At 71.4% G+C, this 21,468-nt stretch carries 17 protein-coding genes and 1 pseudogene; 9 read left to right on the top strand and 9 right to left on the bottom strand.

All coding sequences use genetic code 11. The annotated features are described in order from the left end of the window. The first annotated feature begins 1 nt into the window (after position 1). Genes IE136_RS08470 through IE136_RS08460 form a run of 3 tightly spaced genes read left to right on the top strand, consistent with a single transcriptional unit; the run spans position 2 to position 4,163 of the window. A complete protein-coding gene (locus IE136_RS08470; RefSeq protein WP_158992898.1) occupies positions 2–1,726 on the top strand; it encodes a hypothetical protein in 1,725 nt (574 codons plus the stop codon). Continuing rightward, positions 1,723–2,802 (top strand): WD40 repeat domain-containing protein, encoded by a 1,080-nt coding sequence (locus IE136_RS08465; protein ID WP_229818715.1) that lies wholly within the window; start codon positions 1,723–1,725, stop codon positions 2,800–2,802. The genes IE136_RS08470 and IE136_RS08465 overlap by 4 nt, the downstream gene beginning before the upstream one ends. Positions 2,803–2,849: 47 nt before the next feature. Further along, positions 2,850–4,163, top strand: a complete 1,314-nt coding sequence (locus tag IE136_RS08460; protein ID WP_189599967.1) for an Ig-like domain-containing protein — start codon at positions 2,850–2,852, stop codon at positions 4,161–4,163. Between the two features lie 190 nt (positions 4,164–4,353). Here IE136_RS08460 and IE136_RS08455 read toward each other — a convergent pair whose 3' ends face one another. After that, positions 4,354–5,436, bottom strand: coding sequence for a ferritin-like domain-containing protein (locus IE136_RS08455; RefSeq protein WP_158992896.1), 1,083 nt, complete (start codon positions 5,434–5,436; stop codon positions 4,354–4,356). Positions 5,437–6,433: 997 nt separating this feature from the next. Then, a complete protein-coding gene (locus IE136_RS08450) occupies positions 6,434–7,774 on the bottom strand; it encodes a helix-turn-helix domain-containing protein (RefSeq protein WP_158992894.1) in 1,341 nt (446 codons plus the stop codon). A gap of 137 nt (positions 7,775–7,911) precedes the next feature. Between IE136_RS08450 and IE136_RS08445 the strand changes: the two genes are divergently transcribed. The 3 genes from IE136_RS08445 (at position 7,912) to IE136_RS08435 (ending at position 10,806) form a co-directional block, all read left to right on the top strand. Next, a complete protein-coding gene (locus IE136_RS08445) occupies positions 7,912–9,261 on the top strand; it encodes a M64 family metallopeptidase (protein ID WP_189599966.1) in 1,350 nt (449 codons plus the stop codon). 287 nt (positions 9,262–9,548) lie between these two features. Beyond that, a complete protein-coding gene (locus IE136_RS08440) occupies positions 9,549–9,953 on the top strand; it encodes an FKBP-type peptidyl-prolyl cis-trans isomerase (protein WP_158992892.1) in 405 nt (134 codons plus the stop codon). Positions 9,954–10,065: 112 nt separating this feature from the next. Then, positions 10,066–10,806: a class I SAM-dependent methyltransferase gene (locus IE136_RS08435; RefSeq protein WP_158992890.1), complete on the top strand. Its 741-nt coding sequence runs from the start codon at positions 10,066–10,068 to the stop codon at positions 10,804–10,806. A gap of 65 nt (positions 10,807–10,871) precedes the next feature. Here the strand turns inward: IE136_RS08435 and IE136_RS36960 are convergent. From IE136_RS36960 to IE136_RS08420, 3 genes and pseudogenes are all read right to left on the bottom strand, one after another. After that, positions 10,872–11,054: pseudogene (locus IE136_RS36960) on the bottom strand (IS5/IS1182 family transposase); the annotation flags it as partial. A 324-nt stretch (positions 11,055–11,378) separates the two neighbouring features. After that, positions 11,379–12,437 carry a hypothetical protein gene (locus IE136_RS08425; RefSeq protein WP_158992888.1) on the bottom strand — a complete coding sequence of 353 codons (1,059 nt, stop codon included), beginning with the start codon at positions 12,435–12,437 and terminating at the stop codon, positions 11,379–11,381. Positions 12,438–12,631: 194 nt separating this feature from the next. Further along, entirely contained in the window at positions 12,632–13,315 is a 684-nt protein-coding gene (locus tag IE136_RS08420) for a DUF4230 domain-containing protein (RefSeq protein ID WP_158992886.1), read from the bottom strand. Positions 13,316–13,470: 155 nt separating this feature from the next. Between IE136_RS08420 and IE136_RS08415 the strand changes: the two genes are divergently transcribed. Then, on the top strand, positions 13,471–13,776 hold the full coding sequence (locus IE136_RS08415) for a YkvA family protein (protein WP_158992884.1): 306 nt from the start codon (positions 13,471–13,473) through the stop codon (positions 13,774–13,776). Positions 13,777–13,791: 15 nt separating this feature from the next. On the opposite strand, the gene IE136_RS08410 is transcribed toward IE136_RS08415, so the two are convergent. The 3 genes from IE136_RS08410 to IE136_RS08400 form a co-directional block, all read right to left on the bottom strand. Further along, positions 13,792–15,645, bottom strand: a complete 1,854-nt coding sequence (locus IE136_RS08410) for an ATP-binding SpoIIE family protein phosphatase (protein WP_189599965.1) — start codon at positions 15,643–15,645, stop codon at positions 13,792–13,794. Between the two features lie 933 nt (positions 15,646–16,578). Next, a complete protein-coding gene (locus tag IE136_RS08405) occupies positions 16,579–17,088 on the bottom strand; it encodes a DUF3291 domain-containing protein (RefSeq protein WP_158992880.1) in 510 nt (169 codons plus the stop codon). 32 nt (positions 17,089–17,120) lie between these two features. Next, positions 17,121–17,810, bottom strand: a complete 690-nt coding sequence (locus tag IE136_RS08400) for a helix-turn-helix transcriptional regulator (RefSeq protein ID WP_189599964.1) — start codon at positions 17,808–17,810, stop codon at positions 17,121–17,123. 495 nt (positions 17,811–18,305) lie between these two features. Here IE136_RS08400 and sigJ point away from each other — a divergent pair, with 495 nt between their 5' ends. Both sigJ and IE136_RS08390 read left to right on the top strand, forming a co-directional pair. Next, complete coding sequence (gene sigJ, locus IE136_RS08395) at positions 18,306–19,271, top strand: RNA polymerase sigma factor SigJ (RefSeq protein ID WP_189599963.1); 966 nt, start codon at positions 18,306–18,308, stop codon at positions 19,269–19,271. 100 nt (positions 19,272–19,371) lie between these two features. Continuing rightward, entirely contained in the window at positions 19,372–20,169 is a 798-nt protein-coding gene (locus IE136_RS08390) for a VOC family protein (protein WP_158992874.1), read from the top strand. A gap of 613 nt (positions 20,170–20,782) precedes the next feature. On the opposite strand, the gene IE136_RS35460 is transcribed toward IE136_RS08390, so the two are convergent. After that, positions 20,783–21,468: cation transporting ATPase C-terminal domain-containing protein (locus tag IE136_RS35460; protein WP_229818714.1), on the bottom strand; the 686-nt coding region annotated here is incomplete at its 5' end.

Below are 21,468 nucleotides of genomic sequence, written 5' to 3'. Positions count from 1 at the left end.
GATGTTCGACGTCATGGCCTTCAACCAGTACCACCGCCTGGAGCCGGTGGTACGGCCGAGCGGCACCGGCGGGCAGCTCGACGAGTCACTGGCCGCCCGGGTGGCCGACCCGTTGTTCATGCTCGCCCGGCAGTGGCAGCTGGCGGAGTTCGCGGGCGAGGACGGCGGCTCGCCGGTGTGGTGCGAGATCGCCGCCGAGAGCACGCCGCTCGGCGCGTTCCGGCCGTCGGGTACCGGTGCGGAAGTCCCCCTGCCGAAGGGGGTTCCGCTGGAGTTCCTCGCTGAGGCGGGTGGCACGCCCGGCGAGACCGTGAAGGCGCTGCCCCTGCGCGCCTCCGCCCGGGCCGGCCGGCGCTTCCTCGACACGCTGCGCACCCAGAGCCTGTCGGACACCGTCCTGGAGCAGGTCGACGCCGCGGTGCTGGCGAAGGCGCCGCTATCCCGGGCGCCCGCGCAACCGGAGGAGGATCCGCTCCGGCGCGACCCCGGCGGGCGGGCGTTGCGCGCGGTGCTCGCGGGCCGGGCGCCCGACGGGGTCGCGCTGGCCGGGCACCTGGACGACGGCTGGCGGCCTCCGGGGCTCTCCGGGGCGGAGCAGACCGCGTTCGACAAGGCGGCCGAGCTCTGGCTGGAGTGGTTTGCCGAGCGGTACGGGGCACCGGTGCCGTCGAGTTGGGCCCGGGAGCGGCTCGAGCACCGGTTCGCCGTCACGGCCGAGCCGGGCGGCCGGGCGGTGACACTGACGGCCCCCGAGTTCACCGGGGGCGCCGCCGACGCGTACCACTTCGACCTCGACGCCGGTACGACGCCGCTGCCCGCGCCGACCGGTGGCACGGCGAAGGGCGTACTGCCCACCCGGGTCACGTATCCGGGCATGCCGGCGGACCGCTGGTGGGAGTTCGAGGACGCGCGGGTCAATCTGCCCGCCGTCGGGGCGGGGGTGCCGGACCTGGCCCGGCTCCTCGTCGTCGAGTTCGCGAACATCTACGGCAACGACCACTGGATGATCCCGCTGGAACTGGCCACGAGCGCGCTCCACCGGATCTCCGGGCTCACGGTCGTCGACACCTTCGAGGACACCACGGTGGTCGGACCGGCCGAGCACGACGCCTGGTCGGTGTTCCGGCTGACGAACGCCCAGGACGGCAAGGCCGGGCCGCCGTTGCTGCCGCTGTTGCCGACCGCTTCGGCTCGGCTGGAGGGCACGGCCGTCGAGGAGGTGCTGTTCGCCCGCGACGAGATGGCCAACCTGGGCTTCGCGATCGAACGGGTCGTGCAGAGCGCCACCGGCAGGCCACGGGTACGCGCCGACGAGCCATCGGACGCGGATCCGCAGGTGCCACCGACCGATCCGGCGGCGCTCGCCTACCGACTGCTCACCCCCGTGCCAGCGCACTGGATCCCGCTCGTGCCGGTGCCCCTTGAGGCGGGATCGGCCGCCGTCTGTCTGCGACGCGGGCAGATTCCCCGCTTCGCGGCGAACGGTACGCGGCTGCCGCAGGTCAAGGCGGCCGGACGGATCCTGGAGCCGGAGGTGAAGCGGGTGTCTTTCCGCGACGAGGAGATCCCCCGGTCGGGAGTGACCGTCACCCGCGTGCCGGTGGTGGCACGCGGTGAGGACGGCCGGGTCTTCCAGTGGGTAGGCCGCCGTGTGCGTGCTGGGAAGGGCGAGGCCTCCAGCGCCCTCGCGTTCGACGGAGCCGTACCGCCGAAGGAGCAGCGGTGAACGCGGGGCGGGGCAGCCCACCCCCCCGGCTGGGACGGATCCGCACCGAGGCCGCGGGAACCGAGGCACTCGGGATGACGCGGTTCGGGACCGAGGCGTCCCGGATCGATGGGTCCGGGTTCGACATCCGCACGGATGTGTCGGTGATCGCCCTGACCTCCGACGACGCGGAGATCGTCGGCACGGACTGTTACGGAAGGATGTTCCGCTGGGAGAGGCTGACCGGGCTGCAACTGGCCGGTCCGTTCGCTCTGCACGCCAAACGGACCATCTGGGGAATGGTGCTGACGCCCGATGACCTGGAGGTCGTCACCGGGGGCGCCGACGGCACGCTGGGGCGCTGGGAGCGGACGACCGGCACGGCCTTCGCCGCCCGCTTCGCCGCCCATGCGGCACCGGTCCTCGGCCTGGCCCGCACCCGCGACGGCCACGAACTGGTGACCGCTTCCCGGGACGGCACGGTCCGCCGCTGGGAGCGGACGACCTGGAGCCCCCTCGGCGAACCACTGCGCGGACCCTTCGGCGCGGTGCGAGCGGTGGCCCTCACCCCCGACGACGACCTGATCGTCACAGCCGGCCAGGACGGCACCGTACGGCGCTGGAACCGTACGGCCGGCACGCCGCTCGGCGAGCCGCTGCGCGGACACGACGGTCCGGTGCAGTCGCTCGCGATCGGCCCCGAGGGACGGGAGTTCGCCTCCGGCGGCCTGGACGGCACGGTGCGCCGGTGGGACCGCGGTGCGGACCGGCCCGCTGGGGCGCCGCTCATGGCGGGGGCGCCGGTGCGGTGCGTGCTGCTCACGGGGGACGGCGAGATCACGGCGGCCTGCTCGAACGGCACTCTGCACCGCTGGGACCGGACCGGGCAGCGTATCGGTGCGGCGCTGCCCGCGCACGCGACCGCCATCTGGTCCATGACGACGACACGGGACGGGTCCGAGCTCCTGACGGGCGGCTGGGACCGGCGGATCCTGCGGTGGGAGCGGATCACCGGCGTGCCGCTGCGGCCCGCCCGCACGCCGACCCGGATCGAGACCGTGCCGCGCCTGGAGATCCAGGGAACCACACCGTTCTGAGCGGCTTTCGGATGCCCTGACCCGTTCGCCCCTTCTCGGGAGAGCCGATGCCTTCCATCACCATCGACACCTCACAGCTGACGTTCCCCCTCGTCTCGGTCTCCCGGGACGACTCCGGGGCCGGGGCCGGGAACAGCCCCTGGGACGGCCTCGTCGACGGGGCCGCCGTACCGCCGCCGGAGGTGGCGCTACCCGCGGGCACAGGCTATCGGCTGCGTCTGGGCGACGGCACGACGGCCGCCGTCACCTTCGACGTACGCGAGGACGGAACCCTCGACTTCGCACCCGCGCACGACGCGTTCCTCGACGGCCGCGGCGGACACCACCTCACCGTGCGAGGGGTGCCGGTCACCATCGATGCCAGAGCTCTGGACCACCCGCTCACGCCGGAGCTGCCGGGCGCCGGTCCGCTGTCCTCGGACCGCGTCCACGAGTTGCTCCTGCTGCCCTCCACGACCTACCGGCTGCTGGTCGAGGCGGGCACCTCCGTCGGCGCCCTCGCCTTCTCCGTCGCACCCGACGGGCAGGTCCAGCTCGCCCTGAAGGCCGCGGAAGCCGGTGTCGCCGAGGCCACCGGAAGCACCCTCACGATCCAGGGACGCACGGTCACGGTCGACGGCCGGTCGCTCTCCCACGGCCTGCTGCCGGTCGGCGTGCCGGACGCGGGCATAAGCCAATTCCTGTCCCCGGACACCGTGCACCGGCTCACGATGCTTCCGGCCGCCGGATACACCTTCCACACCGCACCCGGTCTGCCCGCCGACTTCTCGTACACCGTCCGCGCCGACGGGAACGTCGACTACGACCCGTCCTGCGACACTTTCCTGACCGGGCGCGGCACACGCACTCTCGTCGTGAGCGGGTTCCCCGTGGCACTCGGCGCCGCCGAAGCGGACAGCGACCTCGTCGGCATCGCGGCCCTCGACGGCCTGCTACATAACCCCCGCGAACTGACCGCCGTCCTCGCTCCCGCGAGCGGCTACCAGCCACGGACCGCGCACGGCGTGTGCAGCGGCTTCCGGGTCACGCGCGACGGCACCCTCGTCGCTCCACCGGGCACCCGCTCGTACTCCTCGACCCCGAAGGGCTCCCCCGCGACCGCGATCGCTGGATTTGCGGCCCTCACGGTCCGCATCGCCCGGGCCGTCCCGGGCGGAGCCCCGCCCCGGGGCAGGGTCACGTTCACCGCAGACGGGGTGTCCCTCGGCACGGTCCTCCTGGACGAGCTGGGCCTGGCGACGCTGCGCACGGCGGCCCCGCCGAAGGGCGATCAGGAGATCGTCGTCGCCTACGAAGGGGACGACGCGCACCGCCCGAGCATGACGACGCTGCACGTCCGTGGAGGCGCGCACACACCCTGAGGAGCGACAGGGCAGGACCGGGGGGGGACAACAGCAGGGTGGGGTCCGCTGTCCGAACAGGCCCGGAGACACGTTTCCGTCTGACACGACACCGCGCGGCACACCCTACGACCGCGCCACCCGCAGCGCCGTATCGGCGAGCACGTGGGTGTCCACCGTCACGGATTCGCCGATCACGGGGAGCCCGGGCTCAAGGCGTCACGAAACGGAACTCCGGTCCGTAAGTCTTGCCGCTGCCGTCGGGCAGCGTACGCTTCATCAACTCGCGGGCGGGCGACTTCAGCCCGAACATCTTCACCACCGCGTCGTCCAGCAGGTCCGCGGCCTGGGCAGGGTCGCCTTGCTGCCACACCTGTTCGAGGAGTCGCAGCATGTCGCTGTAGACGCGATTGCACTTGTCGAGGAGAACCGTCACGTCGGCGGCGGGCGCGCCGGGGCCCGTCCGCGGCCAGCCCCCCTGCGGCACGATCCCCATAGGGAGGGCAGGAGGCATCGGGACGGGCGGGCCCTGGAAGTCCCACACATCAGGATGGCCGGGCGGGTGGATCAGTTTGCGTCCGTGCAAGACCTCCAAGAAGGCGTAGTAGTGGGCCAGCTCGCCCGATGCCGCCTCGTTCGGGTGCGGGTTCTGGGGCGACACGGACGTCCCCTCGCCTTGTTCCTTGATGATCGCGACGGCCGTCTCGACGGCGCCGAGCGTGGTGAGAGCCACGAGGCTGTTCCCCGAGCCGTGGTGCGACATGTCCCTGATCACCTGCCGGCCGCCGGTGATCAGGTGCGAGCTCGCGCGCAGGGCGTCGAGGATCGCGCTGTAGAAGGCTCCGATCGAGGTGTACGCCGGAACCGCCCGCACGATCGGGTCGTCGGGCTCCTCGATGCTCGCGTACATGGCGACCGACTCCTTCGTCAGGCCGCTCAGGAAGACGGTGAGTTCGGGCCGTACACCGCCGGGCAGCGGGCCCGGGTACGCCGGCACCAGCGCCTCGTCCGCGAGACGAGGGGAACCGCCGACGGTGGTGAGCAGATTGCAGGCGAGGCCGAGGTGCGACATCTCGTCGAACACGATGGTGCGCAGGGCGCGGAAGACCTGGGTGTCTCCTCCGCCCGTGGTGTCGATCGACCACATGCCGCACAGGTACGGCGGGAGCGTGGCGAGTTCCAGCAGGACCGCCTGTTGTACCGCGTCCTTCACCCACTCTGCGTCACGCTGCTCCGCGGGCCGCCGCATCAGCTCGACGATCCGGTTGCTCCGCGTGTACTCAACGGCTTTCACCACCGGCCTCCTTACGGACGAGTCCCCCGGAGTCGATCATCAGACCATGCCGCCACCCCACCGTCATTGCCGTCGTCTCAGCGGTTCATCCGTTCCTCACCACCGTTCATCGCGTGCCGGAAGGCCTCGCAGTGCCGGAGGGCCTCGACCAGATTCGATGCGGTTGTCGTCGTCCGAGTCGGGCACCGGATCACCCTGGTCCAGGAGTCCCGTCAGCGCGAGATCCACGCGGAGCGGCCCGCGGCCGCGGACGGCGTCGAGCGCGATCCCGGCAAGGGTCTCCGCGGCGACGGAACGACGGATCTCCCGCCGGAGCCCGACGAAGGCCAGGAGACGCTGGGCGTCGCCGCACTGCCGTGGAGGTGAGGGGGAGGGATTCACATGCCGTCCCTGAACACTGTGAACGAGCCCGAACGCGAGTCCCGGTTTCCACCGCCCCGCCCATCATAGGGCGGGGAGCGTCCGGGGGCCTGTCGTGGGAACCGCCCCTCCTGGGCCCTCACCGACGACCGGCCAAGATCCGGGCCATACACGGACCAGCTGCCTGTGGCTTGACCGAATGGCCGCCGTTTCCACAGGTCAGCGGCCTTGCGAGGCGCGTACCACCAGAAGACGAAGAACATACTGACCAGCTACTCCCCCGAGAAACTCGGGTTCTTCTAGCGGACGAAGTCGCGTCCCTGGAGAAGAGACTGCCCCGCCATGCACCCCCGCCGTCCGGACAGGTCTCGACAAGGCGCGGCAACCGTTTGTGGCGCATTGCTGGTTCCAGGCGTCCCTCCGGGACCAGTCTCGGTCCAGACTGCACGCTTCGGCAATCATCTGCGGGACGCAGACGTTCGTTGCAGCCGAGGAGTTCGCCGAGCCCGCTTTGGATCCGTTCGGCTGCGTTGTGTCGTCGTTCCACCATGCGATGCCGTAGGGCGGCTCGGCCCCTGGGGGCTGACGACCTACAGGCCGCCCGGACCATGCTGGAAGCGCACTGTCGGCTGCTCGGTCAGTGCCGCGGGAACGCCAGTGCCGTCGGAGCCGGCCCCAGCGTCGTCGTGCCAGGGGGCGACCGATGGCCAAGCCCCGTGCGGTACGCGTCCAGCGCGGCCTCGGTGCGGCCGCCGCGGCGCAGAAGATCGCCCAGCAGACGGCACAGATCGGCGAGGTCGCCGCTCACGCCGCTGCGCTCCAGCAGCCCCAGCGCCATGACGTAGTGCTCCTCGGCGGTCTCGTTGTCCCCCCGCTCCTCGGCGATCAGCCCGAGAAGCCTGTGCGCACCCCCCGCGTGCACCGCGCCGTGCCGGTCACCCAGCTCAAGAAATGCGGAGAGCAGATCCGACGCCTCGCCGTGCCGTCCGAGCCGCCGGAGGACATCGGCCAACTCCACTTCCACCTGCGCGGTGAACAGCGCCGCGCGTCTGGCGTTCAGCATGTCCCGGGCGGCGCGCAACTCCTGTTCGGCTGCCGCCAGTTCACCGTTCTGAGCGTGGACGTAGCCGCGCATCCAGTGGCAGTGCGCGAGATCGGTACACAGGCTCAGCTGCTGGTAGATCGCCTGCGCCTTGGCCAGTGAGGCGTCGGCGTCGGCCGTGCGCCCCTCGGCGAGGAAGGTGCGAGCCACCTGCCGGTGCATGCCCGCCACCAACGCCGGGTCGTCGACCTGCGGAGCCAGCGCCAGGGCGAGCTCGGCGGCGTGCGCGGCACGGGCGTGTGCGCCCATGTCGATGTACGGGCCGATCACGGCGGCGTACAGGATGACCAGCGCCTCGGGGTCGGCCAGGCCGCTCGCACCGAGCTCGTCGATGGTGGATTCGAGGAGGTAGCAGGCGTAGCGCAGCTCCCCGGCCAGGAGGTGTGCGACGGCACGGCCCCGGATCGCGCGTGCGCGGCGGGGCAGCGGCTCCTCGGCGAGGAGCCGCTCGGCGGCCTGGAAGTGGTGGCCCGCGTCTACCAGTTGACCGGTCTCCAGGGCACAGTCGCCGAGCCCGAGCAACGCCTCGGCCTGCTCGGGAACGAGTCCGAGGTGCTCCGCGTCGGCGAGGACCCGGTGGTAGCGCACGGCGGCCTCGTCCGCCGTCCCGGTGGCCAGCTGCTGGTGGGCGTCGGTGAGAGCGAGCCGCAGCTCGGTGGCGAGGTGCGCGGGGCGGCCGGTTGCCAGCTCCTCGTACGACGTACCGAGCCGCTCCGCAAGGAAGCGCAGTGCGGTCTCCGAGGGCCTGACCTTGCCCGACTCCAGCGTCGAGACGTATGCGGGGGTGTACGAAGGCTCGGCCAACTGTCTTTGCGTCAGCCCGCGTTGCGTGCGCAGCCGCTGTACTCGACGGCCGATCGTGGCCGGATCGTCCATGCGGACCCCCTGGTTCGTGAACTCCCCAGTATCCAGAAGCGGTAGGCATTGCGCACCCCTCGCCTTCCCTCTAGGTTAAGCGACTCGTTCACCACATTTACTGACGCGCTTAACTCGCCTGACAAGGGGCTGATTTCATGCGTTCAGCACGACGCGGAGCCGTGGCGGCCGGAGTGGCCGTCGCCCTCGCGGCCGTACTCGCCGCCGCACCCGGCAGCGCTGCCGCGGACCCGACGGCACCCCCCACGGCCGGAGTCGAGGTCGAGATACCCGGGCCGGAACACGGGACGCTCGCCGGATCCGGCCACACGCATGTGCCGCCGGAGGGCCGGAACCAGCCTGCCTCCCGCCTGACGGCGGCCGAGGCGGTCGCCGACGGCGAGGTGACCAAGATGGTCGACAACGGCCCCACCGCCGACCGGCTCGACATCGTCGTCGTCGGAGACGGCTACACCGTCGCCGAACTGCCCGGTTTTCACGCCGACGCCCAGCAGAAATGGGCCGAGCTGACGGCCGTCGAGCCGTACACCACCTACCGCAACCTCTTCAACGTCTGGACCGTCGACGCCGTCTCGAACCAGTCCGGCGTCTCCGGCGACCCCTCTCCCGGCACCCTCCGGGACACGGCCCTCGGCTCGTACTTCTGGTGCGACGACATCGAGCGGCTGCTCTGCGTCGACCAGGACAAGGTCGACGGATACGTGGCGAAGGCCCCCGAGGCCGACCTGGTGCTCGTCCTCGCCAACAGCACCAAGTACGGCGGCGCGGGCTACAACGAGCCCAGCAAGACCCTCGGCTACGAGGGCATATCAACAGCCTCGGCGGGCAACGAGAAGTCCGGCCAGGTCGCGATCCACGAGACCGGCCATTCCCTGGGCAAGCTCGCCGACGAGTACTTCTACCCCGACTACCCCGGCTACGAGCGGTACGTGGGCCCCGAACCCGCCGACTCCAACATCACCACCTTCACCGCCGACGAGCTGGCTGACCGGGGTGCCAAGTGGCACCGCTGGCTCGGTGAGCAGTCTCCCGACGGCGGCACCGTCGGCGCGTACGAGGGCGGCGGCTACTACGTCACCGGGCTGCGGCGCCCCACCGAGAACTCCCTGATGCGCTCCCTCGGCAAGCCCTTCAATCTGCCCGGCGTGGAGGCGATGATCGCCGGCTTCTACCGCGAGGCGCGCATCGCCTCCCCCGTCACGGCCACCGATCGCACCCTCCGCACGAACGACACCGCCAAAGCCCTCGTACCCCGGCTGACGGGGGCGGACGGGCGTCAACTCACCATCCGCTGGTATCTGGACGGGCGGGAGATGAAGTCTCTCGCGGGCCGCACCGAGGTACGAGTGTCCGATCTGGCCCTGCGGCTGCTCGATCTGCGGACGCACACACTGTCCCTCACCGCCGAGGACCGTACGCCCTCGGTGCGGGACCGCGCGATCGCCCGGACGATGAGGTCGACGGTCAGGTGGACGGTCCGGCTCTGACGGCTCCGGCGGGCATGCGTCGCGGTTCGTCGCCAGCTCGAGGACGCCGTCGAGGAATGTGACGCCGTGGCGGTCGATGCGGCTCGGGCGGCCCAAAGCGTCGGCGGTGATTGCGGACGCGGCCCGCCCACAGCCGCTCGGTAGCGGCTGTGCGAAAGATCATCACGTGTGGCCGGGGTGGGCTCCGGGGATCGGCATTCTCGGTAGCGTGACCATCTGCCGCATGGAGTGTCCATGCGTCCGGCTGGCCCGTGCGAGGGCTTCCGACGGAAAGTGATGAGGCGACAATGAGTGAACTGACGAAGCCCGAGGTCGACGTTCCGGAGGGCGACGCTCCTACCGAGCTGACCATCCGGGACCTGGTCGTCGGGGACGGGGCTGAGGTGAAGCCTGGCATGGTGGTCAGGGTCCACTATGTCGGGGTGACCTTCGAGTCCGGGAAGCAGTTCGATGCCTCCTGGGACCGGGGCCAGCCGTTCAAGTTCGCCCTGGGCAGTGGCAAGGTCATCAAGGGCTGGGACCGGGGGGTGAGGGGGATGAAGGTCGGCGGTCGGCGCGAGATCATCGTTCCCCCGCGTCTCGGCTACGGCGATCAGTCACCCTCGCCGTTGATCCCGCCGGGCTCGACCCTGGTTTTCGTGGTGGACCTGCTTGACTCGTTCTCCAGCACAGCCGGGTGGAGCAACGCCTAGACACGGGCTCGTCCGGCGGATCATGGGCCGAGCCAGGGCCGGACCGAGGCGAGGGCCGGCCAGTGCCCTCATCGTGTTGACCGCCCCCGGCAGGCAGTGCTGGAGTCGGCACGTGGACAGCATCCCCGCCAACCGGCGGCTCTGGAACCAGATCAGCAGCGCCTACCAGCACGAGCACGACCCGCAGATCGGCGCCACACCCCGGCTGTGGGGCATGTACTCCATCCCCGACGCGCACCTGCACGCCCTGGGCGACGTCACCGGCAAGCGCGTCCTCGAACTCGGCTGCGGCGCCGGCCAGTGGTCCAGGGCGCTCGCCGCCGAGGGCGCCACCGTGGTCGGGCTCGACCTGTCCGAAGCCCAACTCACCGCAGCGTCCCGCGCGATGGGAGCGACCCGCTACCCGCTAGTGCAAGGCGCCGCCGAACAGCTCCCCTTCGCCGCCGACAGCTTCGACCTGGTGTTCTGCGACTTCGGTGGGCTCAGCTGGGCGCCCCCGCACCTGGCCGTCCCGCAGGCCGCACGCGTCTTGGGCCGAGGCGGGCGCCTGGTGTTCAACGTCGCCAGCCCATGGTTCGAAGCTTGCTACGACGAAGCCGCCAGCCGCGTGACCACGACGCTGCAGCGGGACTACTTCGGGCTGAACACCATCGCCGAAGGCGACGGCGCGACCAGCTATCAGCTCACCTACGGCGACTGGGTCAAGGTCCTGCGCGGCGCGGGTCTCATCATCGACGACCTCATCGAGCCGCGGCCCGAACTCGGAACACCCAACGGCTACAACGAAACCGACCCACCCGACTGGGCACACCGCTGGCCGGCGGAACTGCTCTGGGTAACCCACAAACCGTAAGTTCCGCCGCGCCGAGACGTGCAGGCATCCCCTCGCCGGGCAGGCCTAAGGGCCTGCCCGGCTGATCATGGGCGGAGCCAGAGCCGGATCGGGGCGAGGGTGACGGTCCCCTGGAAGACGTAGGCGCGTTTGCCGAAGCGTGTGGCCACGGCCCGGAAGTTCTTCAACGCATTGATCGTCCGCTCCACTTCGTTCCTGCGTTTGCAGATCGCCTTGTCGAAGCCGGCGGGCCGTCCGCCCCTGCTGCCGCCGGTCGCCGGGACCGCGCCGGTGCCGCTCGTAGACGGTCTTCCACGGACCGAAACGCACCGGCAGATCCCGCCAGGGAACCCCAGTGCGCTGTCCATACAGGATCCCGTTGATGATCCTGCGATGACTGACGCAACGACCTCCCGCCGCCCGGGCTCAGACGCGGCTTCAGTCGGGCCCACTCCTCATTCGTGAGATCTCCCCGCCCCACGACCGTGCCAACCCACGAACGGTCGCCGGACAGGCGCGGGGCCACGCGGCCCCGGTGACCGGCGGGCAGGCGTCAGAAAGGGGGACGCGCGGCGGCGCGGGCCTGGGAGAGGTCAGCCGGTCGGCAGGCCCAGCCCGTAGTAGGTGACGTGGTAGCCGTCCACGTACCCCGCCTCACCGCCGACGATCAGGCCGGTGGGCTCGCTCACCCCCGCCGCCCTGGCCGTCGCCACGAGCATCTCGGCGAGTGCGCGGCCCTTCGGCTCCCCGGGGCCGCCCGCGTCCACGCGCCACACCGGATCGTCGTCGCTGAAGACCGACGCCGTGTGCGGGTGCTCGGTGACCGTGCCCCAGCCGAGTGCGGCCAGATCGACGTCGTCCGGGGCGAAGCAGCCGATCGTGAGCCGGTCGCCGCACGCCACGTCGAACAGGAGGGGCGCGCTGTCGGCGTTGCGCCCGTAGAACGGCATCCCGATCCGGACGCCCAGAGCGGTGGTCTCGGCGGGCAGTGCTCCGAGGAAGTCCCCCAGCGACCGGGTGACGGTCTCCCAGCTACGCGCTGTCCAGCCGCCTGGGAAGCCGAGGCCGACGTTGGCCTGGTCGCGGTTGCTGCCGAAGAAGCCGCTGATCGAGTGCTCTTCGCCGACGCCTTGACGCCAGAACCAGTCCTCCGCCGGGTCGGTGGGCTGCAGGACCAGCTCCGGCCCCGACCTCCCGGCGCGCAGTTCGAGAGTGTCCGGCCTGCCGCGCCAGCGCAAAAAGGGCGCACCCCAGTGCGGTTGGCCGTCGTAGAAGGGGCCCATGTCGCCGTGCGAGCCCATGATGGAGGGTTCGCCCAGCGCCGCCGTCACTTCCTCCTTGGCGGCGAGGAAGGCCGCTGCCTGCGCTGCTGCGTCCGGCGCGGGAGCCGACACCGGGACGGCGATCTCCACGTACGACTCACCGGCGACATAGCGCTTCTCGTAGTCGCCGACCGGGCGCAGGCGGGCATCGCCCGAGGACCGGCCAGTGATCAGCACAGGAGTGTCCGACGTGCCGCCCCAGGCCCATCCCAGCTCGTCCGCCACCGCCCTCAGCCCTTCCGGCGTCCAGCCGTCGGTGTCCGCGGCGACGAGTCGCCGGGCGAGCTCTCCGATGGATTCCTCTTCCGTACTTCCCCGTTGCGCGTTCATCCGGCCATCGTGCCGCATCCCCGGCCGGCCCCCTTGCGGCGGGGTGGGGCGTGCCCCGCCCCCCGGGGACCTTCGCGGGGAAGCCCGAGGCCCGGACATCCGTTCGGCGCGCGACTCCCCGGGCGAGAGCCCATCATGGCGACTGTCGGGTACGGGTCCTCCCCGACCACCGCTGCCGGGCACCACCGGTCCTGTCAGGCGTACGTGACGGTGACCTGCTCGAAGCCGAGGGCGCGGAGCAGGCCTTGGAGCATCGACGTGGTGTTCTTCTCGGCACGCAGCGTCAGGTCGCTCTCCTCGGCGGCGTCGCCGATGCGGTCGGCGGCGAGGATGTGGACGGCGCGCTCGTCGGCCGGGTTGTCGGAGAACAGGTCGCCCAGCCGGTCGATCAGCCCGCGCTGCTTCGAAACGGTGTAGGAGCGCTTGGGGTCCATGGCCGGCTCGGCGAGCTGAGCGTGCGGCAGACGGATAGTGGCGGTGGTGCGCTTCTCGTCGACGGTCACGCTGCCCTGGCCGACGCTGCCGAAGTCGACGTACGCGGCCACGCTGCCGCTCGCGACGAAGAGGGTACGAGTGCCGCGGATCGAGTCGGGCAGCAGCCGGGCGTCCTTCTCCAGGTCGACCACGACCTGGTAGTTCCCGGCGGCGCCCTCGTACCGGTGCATGTCCTGGATGGACTTCAGCACCGCCGGGCCGGAACGGTCGTGGGTGTCGACGCCGAACACGTCGTCCAGGCCTGGCACGTGGAGGAACCGCCCCAGGAGGAAGAGGGCCAGGGACAGCCCGATGAGCACGACGGCGACGGCAGGCCACCTGCGCGGAGCCCGTTCGCGTCTCGGCGTTCTGCGCGCAGGCTCGTCTTCTGCGTCTTCTCGCATGTGTTCCTGGTGCCCCACGAGCGGGTCGCCACTCCCAACCGGCAACGAGCGCCGACGGGCGCGGCCGATCGGCAGGACAGCGCGCCTGGCGTCGTAGCCTGGTAGTCGCCGCGGACGACCGGCGCGGCCGGGACGTTACGGGGTAGGAGAGCAGTATGGACAGCGCCCTCTGGCTCATCGTGGCCGTGGTTCTCGTGCTCGTGGTGGCGGGATTCGCGGCCGTTCTGCTCGTACGCGTCTTCCGGGCTCGCAGGCTGCTGCTGGACGCCGGCGTTCCACTCCAGTCCAAGGCCCTGTTCTGGGCAGCGGTGGTCTACACGGTCTCGCCGATCGACCTGATTCCGGACCCGGTCTACCTGGACGACATCGGCGTGCTCCTGGTCGCCCTGCGGGCGCTGCACTCCGCGGCCGCCAGGAGCGGTGCGGACTCCAAGGGGCTGGGAGTGCCGCCGCCTCAGTGACGTACCCGGCCGCAATCAGGAGGGCAGGTTCTGTTCGGCCCAGACCACCTTGCCCGTGACGGTGCGGCACGAGCCCCATCGGCGGCACAGCATGTTGATGAGCTGGAGGCCCCGGCCGCCCTCGTCGCTGAGATCCGCGTGCTGGATCTGGGGCAGGTCGGGGCCCGTGTCCGAGACCTCCACGACGAGGCGCTCGCCGCGCAGCAGCCGGAGCCGGCCGGGGCCGTTGCCGTACCGCAGGGCGTTGCCCACGAGTTCCGAGACGACGAGTTCGCAGACATCGGCGAGCTCCGTCAGATCCCACGCGGCGAGCTGGTCCGTGACCAGCCGCCGGGCGACGGACGCCGCGCGTCCTTCCTGCGGCAACTGCCACTCGCGCAGGTCCGCAGGGACGGCCGAGGCGGTCGATGCGGTCGATGCGGTCGAGTCCTTCGAGACGGTCGGGGCCTTCGAGGCGGTCGTCGCGACGAGGAGCACGGCCTCGTCGAAGCGGGACGCGTCGGCAGGGGCGCACTCGATCAGCCCGCCGCCTTCGAGCGCCTCGGGTGTCAGGCCGCGCGCCGCCGAGCGCAGACACTCCAACTGGTGGTCCAGGGCCGAGTCCCGGGACTTGACGAGGCCGTCCGTATACATGACCAGATTGCCGCCCGCCGGCATTTTCAGACGGATGGGGTCGTACGGAATCACTCCCGCGCCGAGCGGCGCGCCGACGGGTACGTCCGCGAACTCGGCGGAGCCCTGTCCGTCGAGAAGCAGCGGTGGCAGGTGCCCGGCGCTGGCCAGTGTGTAGGTGGAGTCGGCCGGGTCGAACACGGCGCAGAGGAAGGTGGCGACCTGCTCGTCCTCCAGGTCACGCGTGGCGAGGTCGAGCCGGGCCAGGACGCGCTCCGGAGCCATGTCCAGGGTCATCAGGGTGCGGGCCACCGTCCGCAGACGCCCCATGGTGGCGGCCGCGGGCAGCCCGTGGCCCATGACGTCACCCACCATGAGGGCCGTACGTCCGCCGGGCAGGGCCATGACGTCGTACCAGTCCCCGCCGACTCCGTGGTGGGCCGTCGAGGGCGCGTACTCGGCGTGCACACGCAGCCCGGGCGTCACCGGGGTCACGCGCGGCAGCAGGGTGCGTTGCAACGAGACGACGTGCTCGCGCTCACGCCCGTACAGCCGAGCGTTGTCGATGTAGACAGCGGCCTGGGAGGCCAGCTGTTCCGCCAGGGCGAGGTCGGTGGTGGAGAACGGGGGTCTTCCGGGGCCACGGACGAAGTCCGCGCTGCCGAGCAGCAGCCCGCGGGCGATCAGTGGCACCGCGAGATAGCTGTGCACTCCGGCGGCCCGCATCTTCGCCGCGGCGCTCTCCGTCGGCGCGACCTTGATGAAGTCGTCGTTCCTCATGCGGCTCACCAGCACCGGCCTGCCCTGTCGCAGGCAGTAGCGGTGCAGCAGCGTCTCGTGCGCCTCTTCGGCGCGGACGAAGGTCTCGCCCACGGGAGTGGGCTCGAGGGAGGCCAGTTCCTCGACGGCGCACAGCGCGGTGGCCCGCATGAGCGGGACGCCCGTACCCGTCCACCGTGAGCCCTCGTCGCCCCGCAGGACACTCTCCAGGATGTCGACGGCGGCGCCGTCGGCGAAGCCGGGCACGGTGAACTCGGCCAGCTCCTGCGCCGTGCGCTCCAGGTCGAGGGTGGTGCCGATCCTGGAGCCGGCGGCGTTCAGCCAGGCGAGCCGGCCGCGCGTGGTGATCCGGTCGAGAGGGACCTCGCCGCCGCTCCGGCCGAGCCGCATTCGGGCGCCGGCCACGCGGTGCGCTACAGCACCCCTCCCGGCCGAGGCGCGGCCGGCCAGACGCCGTCTCCCCTTGCCGCCGTTCAATCTTTCGACCTCCAGACAGGAACTCGACCGCTGTTGGTGCCCAGCATGCACCTCTTCCCGGCCGATGGGGTCGATGCCGGCCGGGCAGCCGGCCAGGAATGCGGCCGGTGCGGCGCGGTGGGCGAGAACGCCGCGGTCCTCGGCGTGGAGGCGCGGCCACGGGAACGGGTCTTCCGGTCCCCAGGCTCCAGCTCGCGGTGACCGAGATCCGGACCGGTCCCCTGGTCGAGCGGCATGCGGCTCGCGCACCACCAGCACATGAAGAACCTCCTCGTCTCATACTCGCCCAAGAAGCTGGGGTTCTTCCAACGACACGTAGGGGTCGCCGACGCCACCGCCCGGGTCTTCCTCGAGGACGCCGCGCCCCGCCCCCCCGGACCGGCACCTGCGTCCGACGCCTCCCCCGGCCCACTCGGCCCGCTCCCGGAGCCGGTCTCGTGGAGGCCGGTGCGGTCGGTGGCCCTCAGCGCCGGCGGGCGGGCGCCGTCACTCCCCGCCCCGTCACCTCCTTGTCACGTTCACAGAGGTGCCGTCCCGTCGGAACCGAGAGCACTGAGCACATGCCATGGAACGTCCCACCGACGCGGACTCGTCTTCCGCTGCCGGTTTCACCGGGGGACTTCCAGCCCCTTGGGCTCTTCCGGTTCTGGCAGGCAGGAGTATTCATGGTGTGTCGCCCCTGGTCGGCCGTACGTGGCCCGTTCTCGACTCTCGTCTTCAGGCAGAGTCTTGACCAGCGATCGATATCAACGCACGTGGCCTGACAGTTCCGTTACCGATGAGGCACAGGGAAAAGGCGGTTCCGTCGGACGGGTCACAGACGTGGCCGGCTCACGCCCCGTCGGAGGGGGGTCTGGCGAATCCTGATGGAGCAGCGTTCTGAACGCTGCCGGGCCGCGGGTGACGGAGCGACAGACGCCGAGGTCGTGAAGGTCAAGCCGGGCGAGTAGCCCCCTGCGGCACGGCCTGAGGGTGCAGGGCGGCCTCGGCGGCTGTGTAGGAGGAGGCGAAGGTGAACGCGCGCGGGGAGGGCCCCTGCTCCCGCAGGTCCGCCAGGCGCTCCAATGCCTCGGCGACGGTCGGGAGGTGCCCGGCGGGGACCCACCAGAGCACCAGGTGCGCCTCGACGTGCCGTTCGAACCACTCGCGGCGCCGCCGCATCACCTCCAAGTGGCCGCTGCGGTAGGCGAAGTCCCACAGAGCCTCCTGGGTCTCCCACACCGACAGGTTGACGATGACATCCTCGCCCGCCGGGCGCAGGCCGGTGGCGTCGGCCGCTCCCTCTTCCACGAGCCGCCACACGAAGCCGGGCGCGGCGTCGGCGGCGGCGTTGACCGGATCGAGCATCTCGACGAACGGCGCCACGCGCGGGTCGTCGAGGGGGTGACGGAGCGTGGCGACGTTGAGTTGGGCGAGGTGGGCGGCGCGCGCGGATGCGGTCATGGCCTCATCCCAACACGGCCCCTGCTTCTATGTCAATGCTCATCGTTTTTAGAAGGTTTAGAAGGTTCGACCACTACGCAGCACTCCCCCGGCCGGGCGTCCATGCGAGCGCGGACAGGACCGTCCGCGCCGAGCAGCCCCTCCAGCAGCGCGAGATTCATGCCGCAGACGAGCGGTGGGAATCGCTCGGCGACGGCGTGAAAGGGACAGTTGCGCATACGGACGACGGGTGCGGCCGAACCCTCGGCGCCTTCGGCACCCTCCAGGTGCGGTTCGTAACCGCGCGCGGCCAGCATCTCCATGGCCTCTTCGAGGCCGCCACAGGGCGCGGCCGGGCCGCGCAGGGCCTCGCCCCGCCGACGCGCGGCGGCGCAGAGCCCGGCGTCCAGACCAGCCTGCTCGGCGGCCTCGGCCAGCAGCTCGGCGACGGTACGGTAATCGCGGGCGGGCAGCGACACCGACCGCTCGACCGGCGCACGCGTGTACACCTTGGCGGGGCGGCCGGCACCCGGCCCCGAGCGGCCCGTCAGGCGGCGACTACCGCTCTCCAGCAGCCCGGCTTCGGCCAGCCTGTCCAGGTGGTGCGCGGCGAGCGTGCGCGCCACGCCGACCGCCTCGGCGGCCTCATTGCGGCCGACCTCGCGGCCCTGCGCCGCCACATACTCGTAGAGGCGGCGCCGCATCGGATCCTGCAGCAGTGCGATCACGTCGATGTCCTTCACCTGGCCATTCTAGGAACAACACAGGTCGGAGATAGAACACGCGGGCCCTACGGCGCCCTTCGGTAACGTCGTGAACGACGGAGCGCCCACCGACCGCGCGTGCGCCTCAGCGCGTGTCTTCGGTCGACAATTGATCGCCGCCGGCTTCACCGGCATCGACATCGCCTCCGCCGAGGCGCCCATGGCCTTCGGCGCCGACGCGGAAGACGCCGCCGGGTTCATCTTCGCCATGGGGCCCACGCGCTACACCCTGCCGTTCGCTCGTGATGGGCGTGGCTCTCGCGGGTCAAGGCCTGGGGGCGATCGCCACCCGCAGAGCCATGACGTGGTCCTCTCATCTGCTCCCCGGCGACGGATCGGTAGGGTCTCGGCAGTCCGACGACGGACGAAGGCCCGGGAGATGTGCGTGAAGCGCCGACCTCACACTTCGACGCGGTGTTTCGTCGACACGTGGAGAGCGGAAGCGGACGAGAATGATGAGGAGCGGTCGCGAACATGAGCACGCCGTCCCTGCCGGGGCACCAGTCGGGGTCTGGCCGGTCCGAGCCGGAGCTGAGCGCGGTCGTCGGCGAGCGGCGCCGGTTGATCAACCTCGCCTACCGGCTGCTCGGTTCGCTTGCCGAGGCCGAGGACGCCGTTCAGGAGACGTACACCCGCTGGTACGCGATGTCCCGGCAACAGCAGAAGGCGATCGAGTCGCCGGGCGCCTGGCTGACGACGGTCGCCGGCCGCGTCTGCCTCGACATGCTCGGCTCGGCACGGGTCCGGCGCGAGCGCTACGTCGGAACATGGATACCCGAGCCACTGCCCGACCGTACCGAGTGGTTCACCGGACAGATCGGCGGCAGCGGTGCCGAGTCGGCCGACCCCGCCGACCGGGTGACCCTCGACGAGTCGGTGAACATGGCCTTCCTCGTCGTACTGGAGTCGATGACGCCGGCCGAACGCGTGGCGTTCATCCTGCACGACGTCTTCCGGTACCCCTTCGCCGAGGTCGCCGAGATCGTCGGCCGTACGCCCGCGGCCTGCCGGCAGCTGGCGTCCTCGGCCCGTCGGCGCATGCGCGCCACCCACGCTCCGGCGGTTGCGGCGGCCGGACAGGCCGGGCTGGTACGTGACTTCAAGGAGGCGTGGGAGGCCAGGGACATCGAAGCCCTCGTCGGCCTCCTCGACCCCGACGCCACGATGATCGCCGACGGCGGCGGCCTGGTCGGCACCGTCCTCCACCCGGTCGAGGGCAGCGAGCGCATCGCCGAGTACCTCATCCACATCGCGAGCAGAGCCCCGGGGCTGACCCTCCTGGAGCGGACGGTCAACGGCCGGCCCGGACTGGTCGCCCAGCACACCGGCGTCACCGTGACCGTGGCGGCGTTCAGCCTCGCCGACGACCGCATCACCCGCATCTGGGCGGTCCGCAACCCGGAGAAGCTCCGTCCGTGGAACGAGAACGGACGGAGCTGAACCGGCGCGACGGGGGGACCTGACCGCGAGCGGTCGACGGGCGGGGGCCAATGGCCGGTGCCAGGCTGAAGTCGTACAGGATCTGCGAAAGGCAATCACCATGATCACCACCGACTTCGTACCGGGCTCCCCCTGTTGGCTGGACCTCGGCGCCCCCGACGTCCGGGCCGCCGCCGCCTTCTACGGCACCGTGCTCGGCTGGGAGTACGAGCCCATGGGCGAGGGACAGGACATGGAAGGCGGGATGTTCCGGAAGGACGGAAAGATCGTCGCCGGGCTCGGCAAGCTCACCGAGGAAGGCGCGCGCTCCGCCTGGATGATCTACTACTGCGTCCCCGACGCGGAGGCCACCACCCAGGCGGTGGAGCGCGCGGGCGGCACGGTGCGGGTGGCGCCGATGGACCTGGACGAGTGGGGCCGGATGGCGCAGTACAGCGACCCTCTGGGGGGACAGTTCGCCGTCTGGCAGCCGGGAACGAACAAGGGTGTCGAGCTGGTGGACGACCCGGGCTCACTGTCCTGGACCGAGCTGTACACGAGCGACGCCGCGGCCGCGAAGGAGTTCTACGGCTCCGTCTTCGGCTGGCAGTTCGGCGACATGGAGTTGCCCGGCGGCGGGGGCGCGTACTCCCTCATCACTCCCGCCGGGCTTCCGGAGGAGCGGATGCACGGCGGTCTCATGCAGCTGCGTGAGGAGGACCTCACGCTGACGAACGGGCGGCCGTACTGGCACCCCGTCTTCGCGGTGGACGACTGCGACGCCGCGGTCGCCAAGGTCACCGGGAACGGCGGCAGCGCACAGATGGGACCGGAGGATGTGGAAGGCGTCGGCCGGCTCGCCGTCTGCCTCGACCCGTCGAACGCCGACTTCGTGGTCCTCACTCCCGCCCGAACCTGAGGGCCCGGGAGCCATCGTGTTCCCTCCGGGGCCCCGGATGCCCTCGGGGTCCGGAACGCGAGAATGACCTGGCCGATCGTCCAGATGGCGCTGTTGGTGCCCGTGCGGGGGAAGCGCAACCGGGCGAAGGCCGCCCCGAGCGGGAGACTGCCGGCCGGCGGCCGACCGCCCGGGCCTTCGGCCACTTCGACGAGGCCGAACCCCACGGCCTGACCGTCGACGCGGGCGGTCGGGTACGGGTCGCGGCCCGGGCACCGGTCCGGTCCGCGCGTACACACCGGACGGCAGCCTCGCCACCGCCGTCGACGCGCCCGCACCCCATGTCTCCGGCTGTGCCTTGGCGGGCGCCGACCTCGACGTCCTGGTGATCACGGTGGCGCGAAGGAACGCGGCCGGGAAGACGCCCGCCCCGGCACCGGCCTCCGGCCGCCTCTTCCTCTGCCGGACGGGCCGGACGGGCCGCCCACCACGCCTTACGAAGACACCCGCTGGGACCTCCTGCCTGCCGCCGCACCCCCGACGGCGCCCCGTGCCAGATGGAGCCGGCCTTCACCGTGGAGGCGGAAGGCAGCCCCAAGCCGGCCTGCGTGGCGAAGTAGGCCGGTCCGCCCCACTACGCCTGACCGGCGGGGGACTCGGCGTCCGCGCGCGGCTCGGCGTCCGCACCGGCTTCGCCCTTCGCGCGGGTGAGGGCGGTGAGGAGAGGCGCCAGGGAGTGTCCGAGGAGGAGTGCGGTGGCCATGGCGCCGAGCGTGATGCCCCAGGCCACGGGGCCGAGCGGGGTGCAGCCGAAGAACTGGCTGACGCCGGGGGTCTGGATGATGGCGACGAGGACGGCCGCGGAGCCGAGTCCCGCGATCAGGACGTTTCGGTCGAGACCGCCGGCGGTCAGCGTCTGGGCGAGCTGCGTGCCGACGACGGCGGCCAGGGCGACCGTGCCGGCCCGGCGTCCGCGACCGGTCAGCCGGGCGGCGGCCCAGGCCAGGACGGCGCCCAGCGCGGTGATGAGGCCGCGCAGGAGCATCTCGTCGGTGAGTGCGGTGCCCAGGGAGCGGTGCGGGCCTTCCTGGAGGAGGCGTTCGCCCGTCTGGCTGGAGGGTTCGCGGATGGCGATGGCGAGGGAGGGGGCGAGGTCGGTGAGGAGGTTGACCAGCATGATCTGACGGGCGTTCAGGGGCGTGGTGCCGGTGATGCCGGCGGCCAGGACGCTGAAGGTGACCTCGCCGAGGTTGCCGCCGATGAGGATCGCGAGTGCGGCCCGCACGGACGCCCACATGGCGCGCCCCTCCATGAGGGCGG

This window comes from Streptomyces lateritius (assembly GCF_014649715.1).
GTDB classification, from domain to species: domain Bacteria; phylum Actinomycetota; class Actinomycetes; order Streptomycetales; family Streptomycetaceae; genus Streptomyces; species Streptomyces lateritius.
This window is presented reverse-complemented; position numbering and strand designations above follow the sequence as displayed.

Coding starts and splice junctions, on each gene's coding strand:
- IE136_RS08470 (WP_158992898.1), top strand. CDS start 2: ATGTTCGACGTCATGGCCTTCAACCAGTACCACCGCCTGGAGCCGGTG.
- IE136_RS08460 (WP_189599967.1), top strand. CDS start 2,850: ATGCCTTCCATCACCATCGACACCTCACAGCTGACGTTCCCCCTCGTC.
- IE136_RS08450 (WP_158992894.1), bottom strand. CDS start 7,774: ATGGACGATCCGGCCACGATCGGCCGTCGAGTACAGCGGCTGCGCACG.
- IE136_RS08445 (WP_189599966.1), top strand. CDS start 7,912: ATGCGTTCAGCACGACGCGGAGCCGTGGCGGCCGGAGTGGCCGTCGCC.
- IE136_RS08440 (WP_158992892.1), top strand. CDS start 9,549: ATGAGTGAACTGACGAAGCCCGAGGTCGACGTTCCGGAGGGCGACGCT.
- IE136_RS08425 (WP_158992888.1), bottom strand. CDS start 12,437: ATGAACGCGCAACGGGGAAGTACGGAAGAGGAATCCATCGGAGAGCTC.
- IE136_RS08420 (WP_158992886.1), bottom strand. CDS start 13,315: ATGCGAGAAGACGCAGAAGACGAGCCTGCGCGCAGAACGCCGAGACGC.
- IE136_RS08415 (WP_158992884.1), top strand. CDS start 13,471: ATGGACAGCGCCCTCTGGCTCATCGTGGCCGTGGTTCTCGTGCTCGTG.
- IE136_RS08405 (WP_158992880.1), bottom strand. CDS start 17,088: ATGACCGCATCCGCGCGCGCCGCCCACCTCGCCCAACTCAACGTCGCC.
- sigJ (WP_189599963.1), top strand. CDS start 18,306: ATGAGCACGCCGTCCCTGCCGGGGCACCAGTCGGGGTCTGGCCGGTCC.
- IE136_RS08390 (WP_158992874.1), top strand. CDS start 19,372: ATGATCACCACCGACTTCGTACCGGGCTCCCCCTGTTGGCTGGACCTC.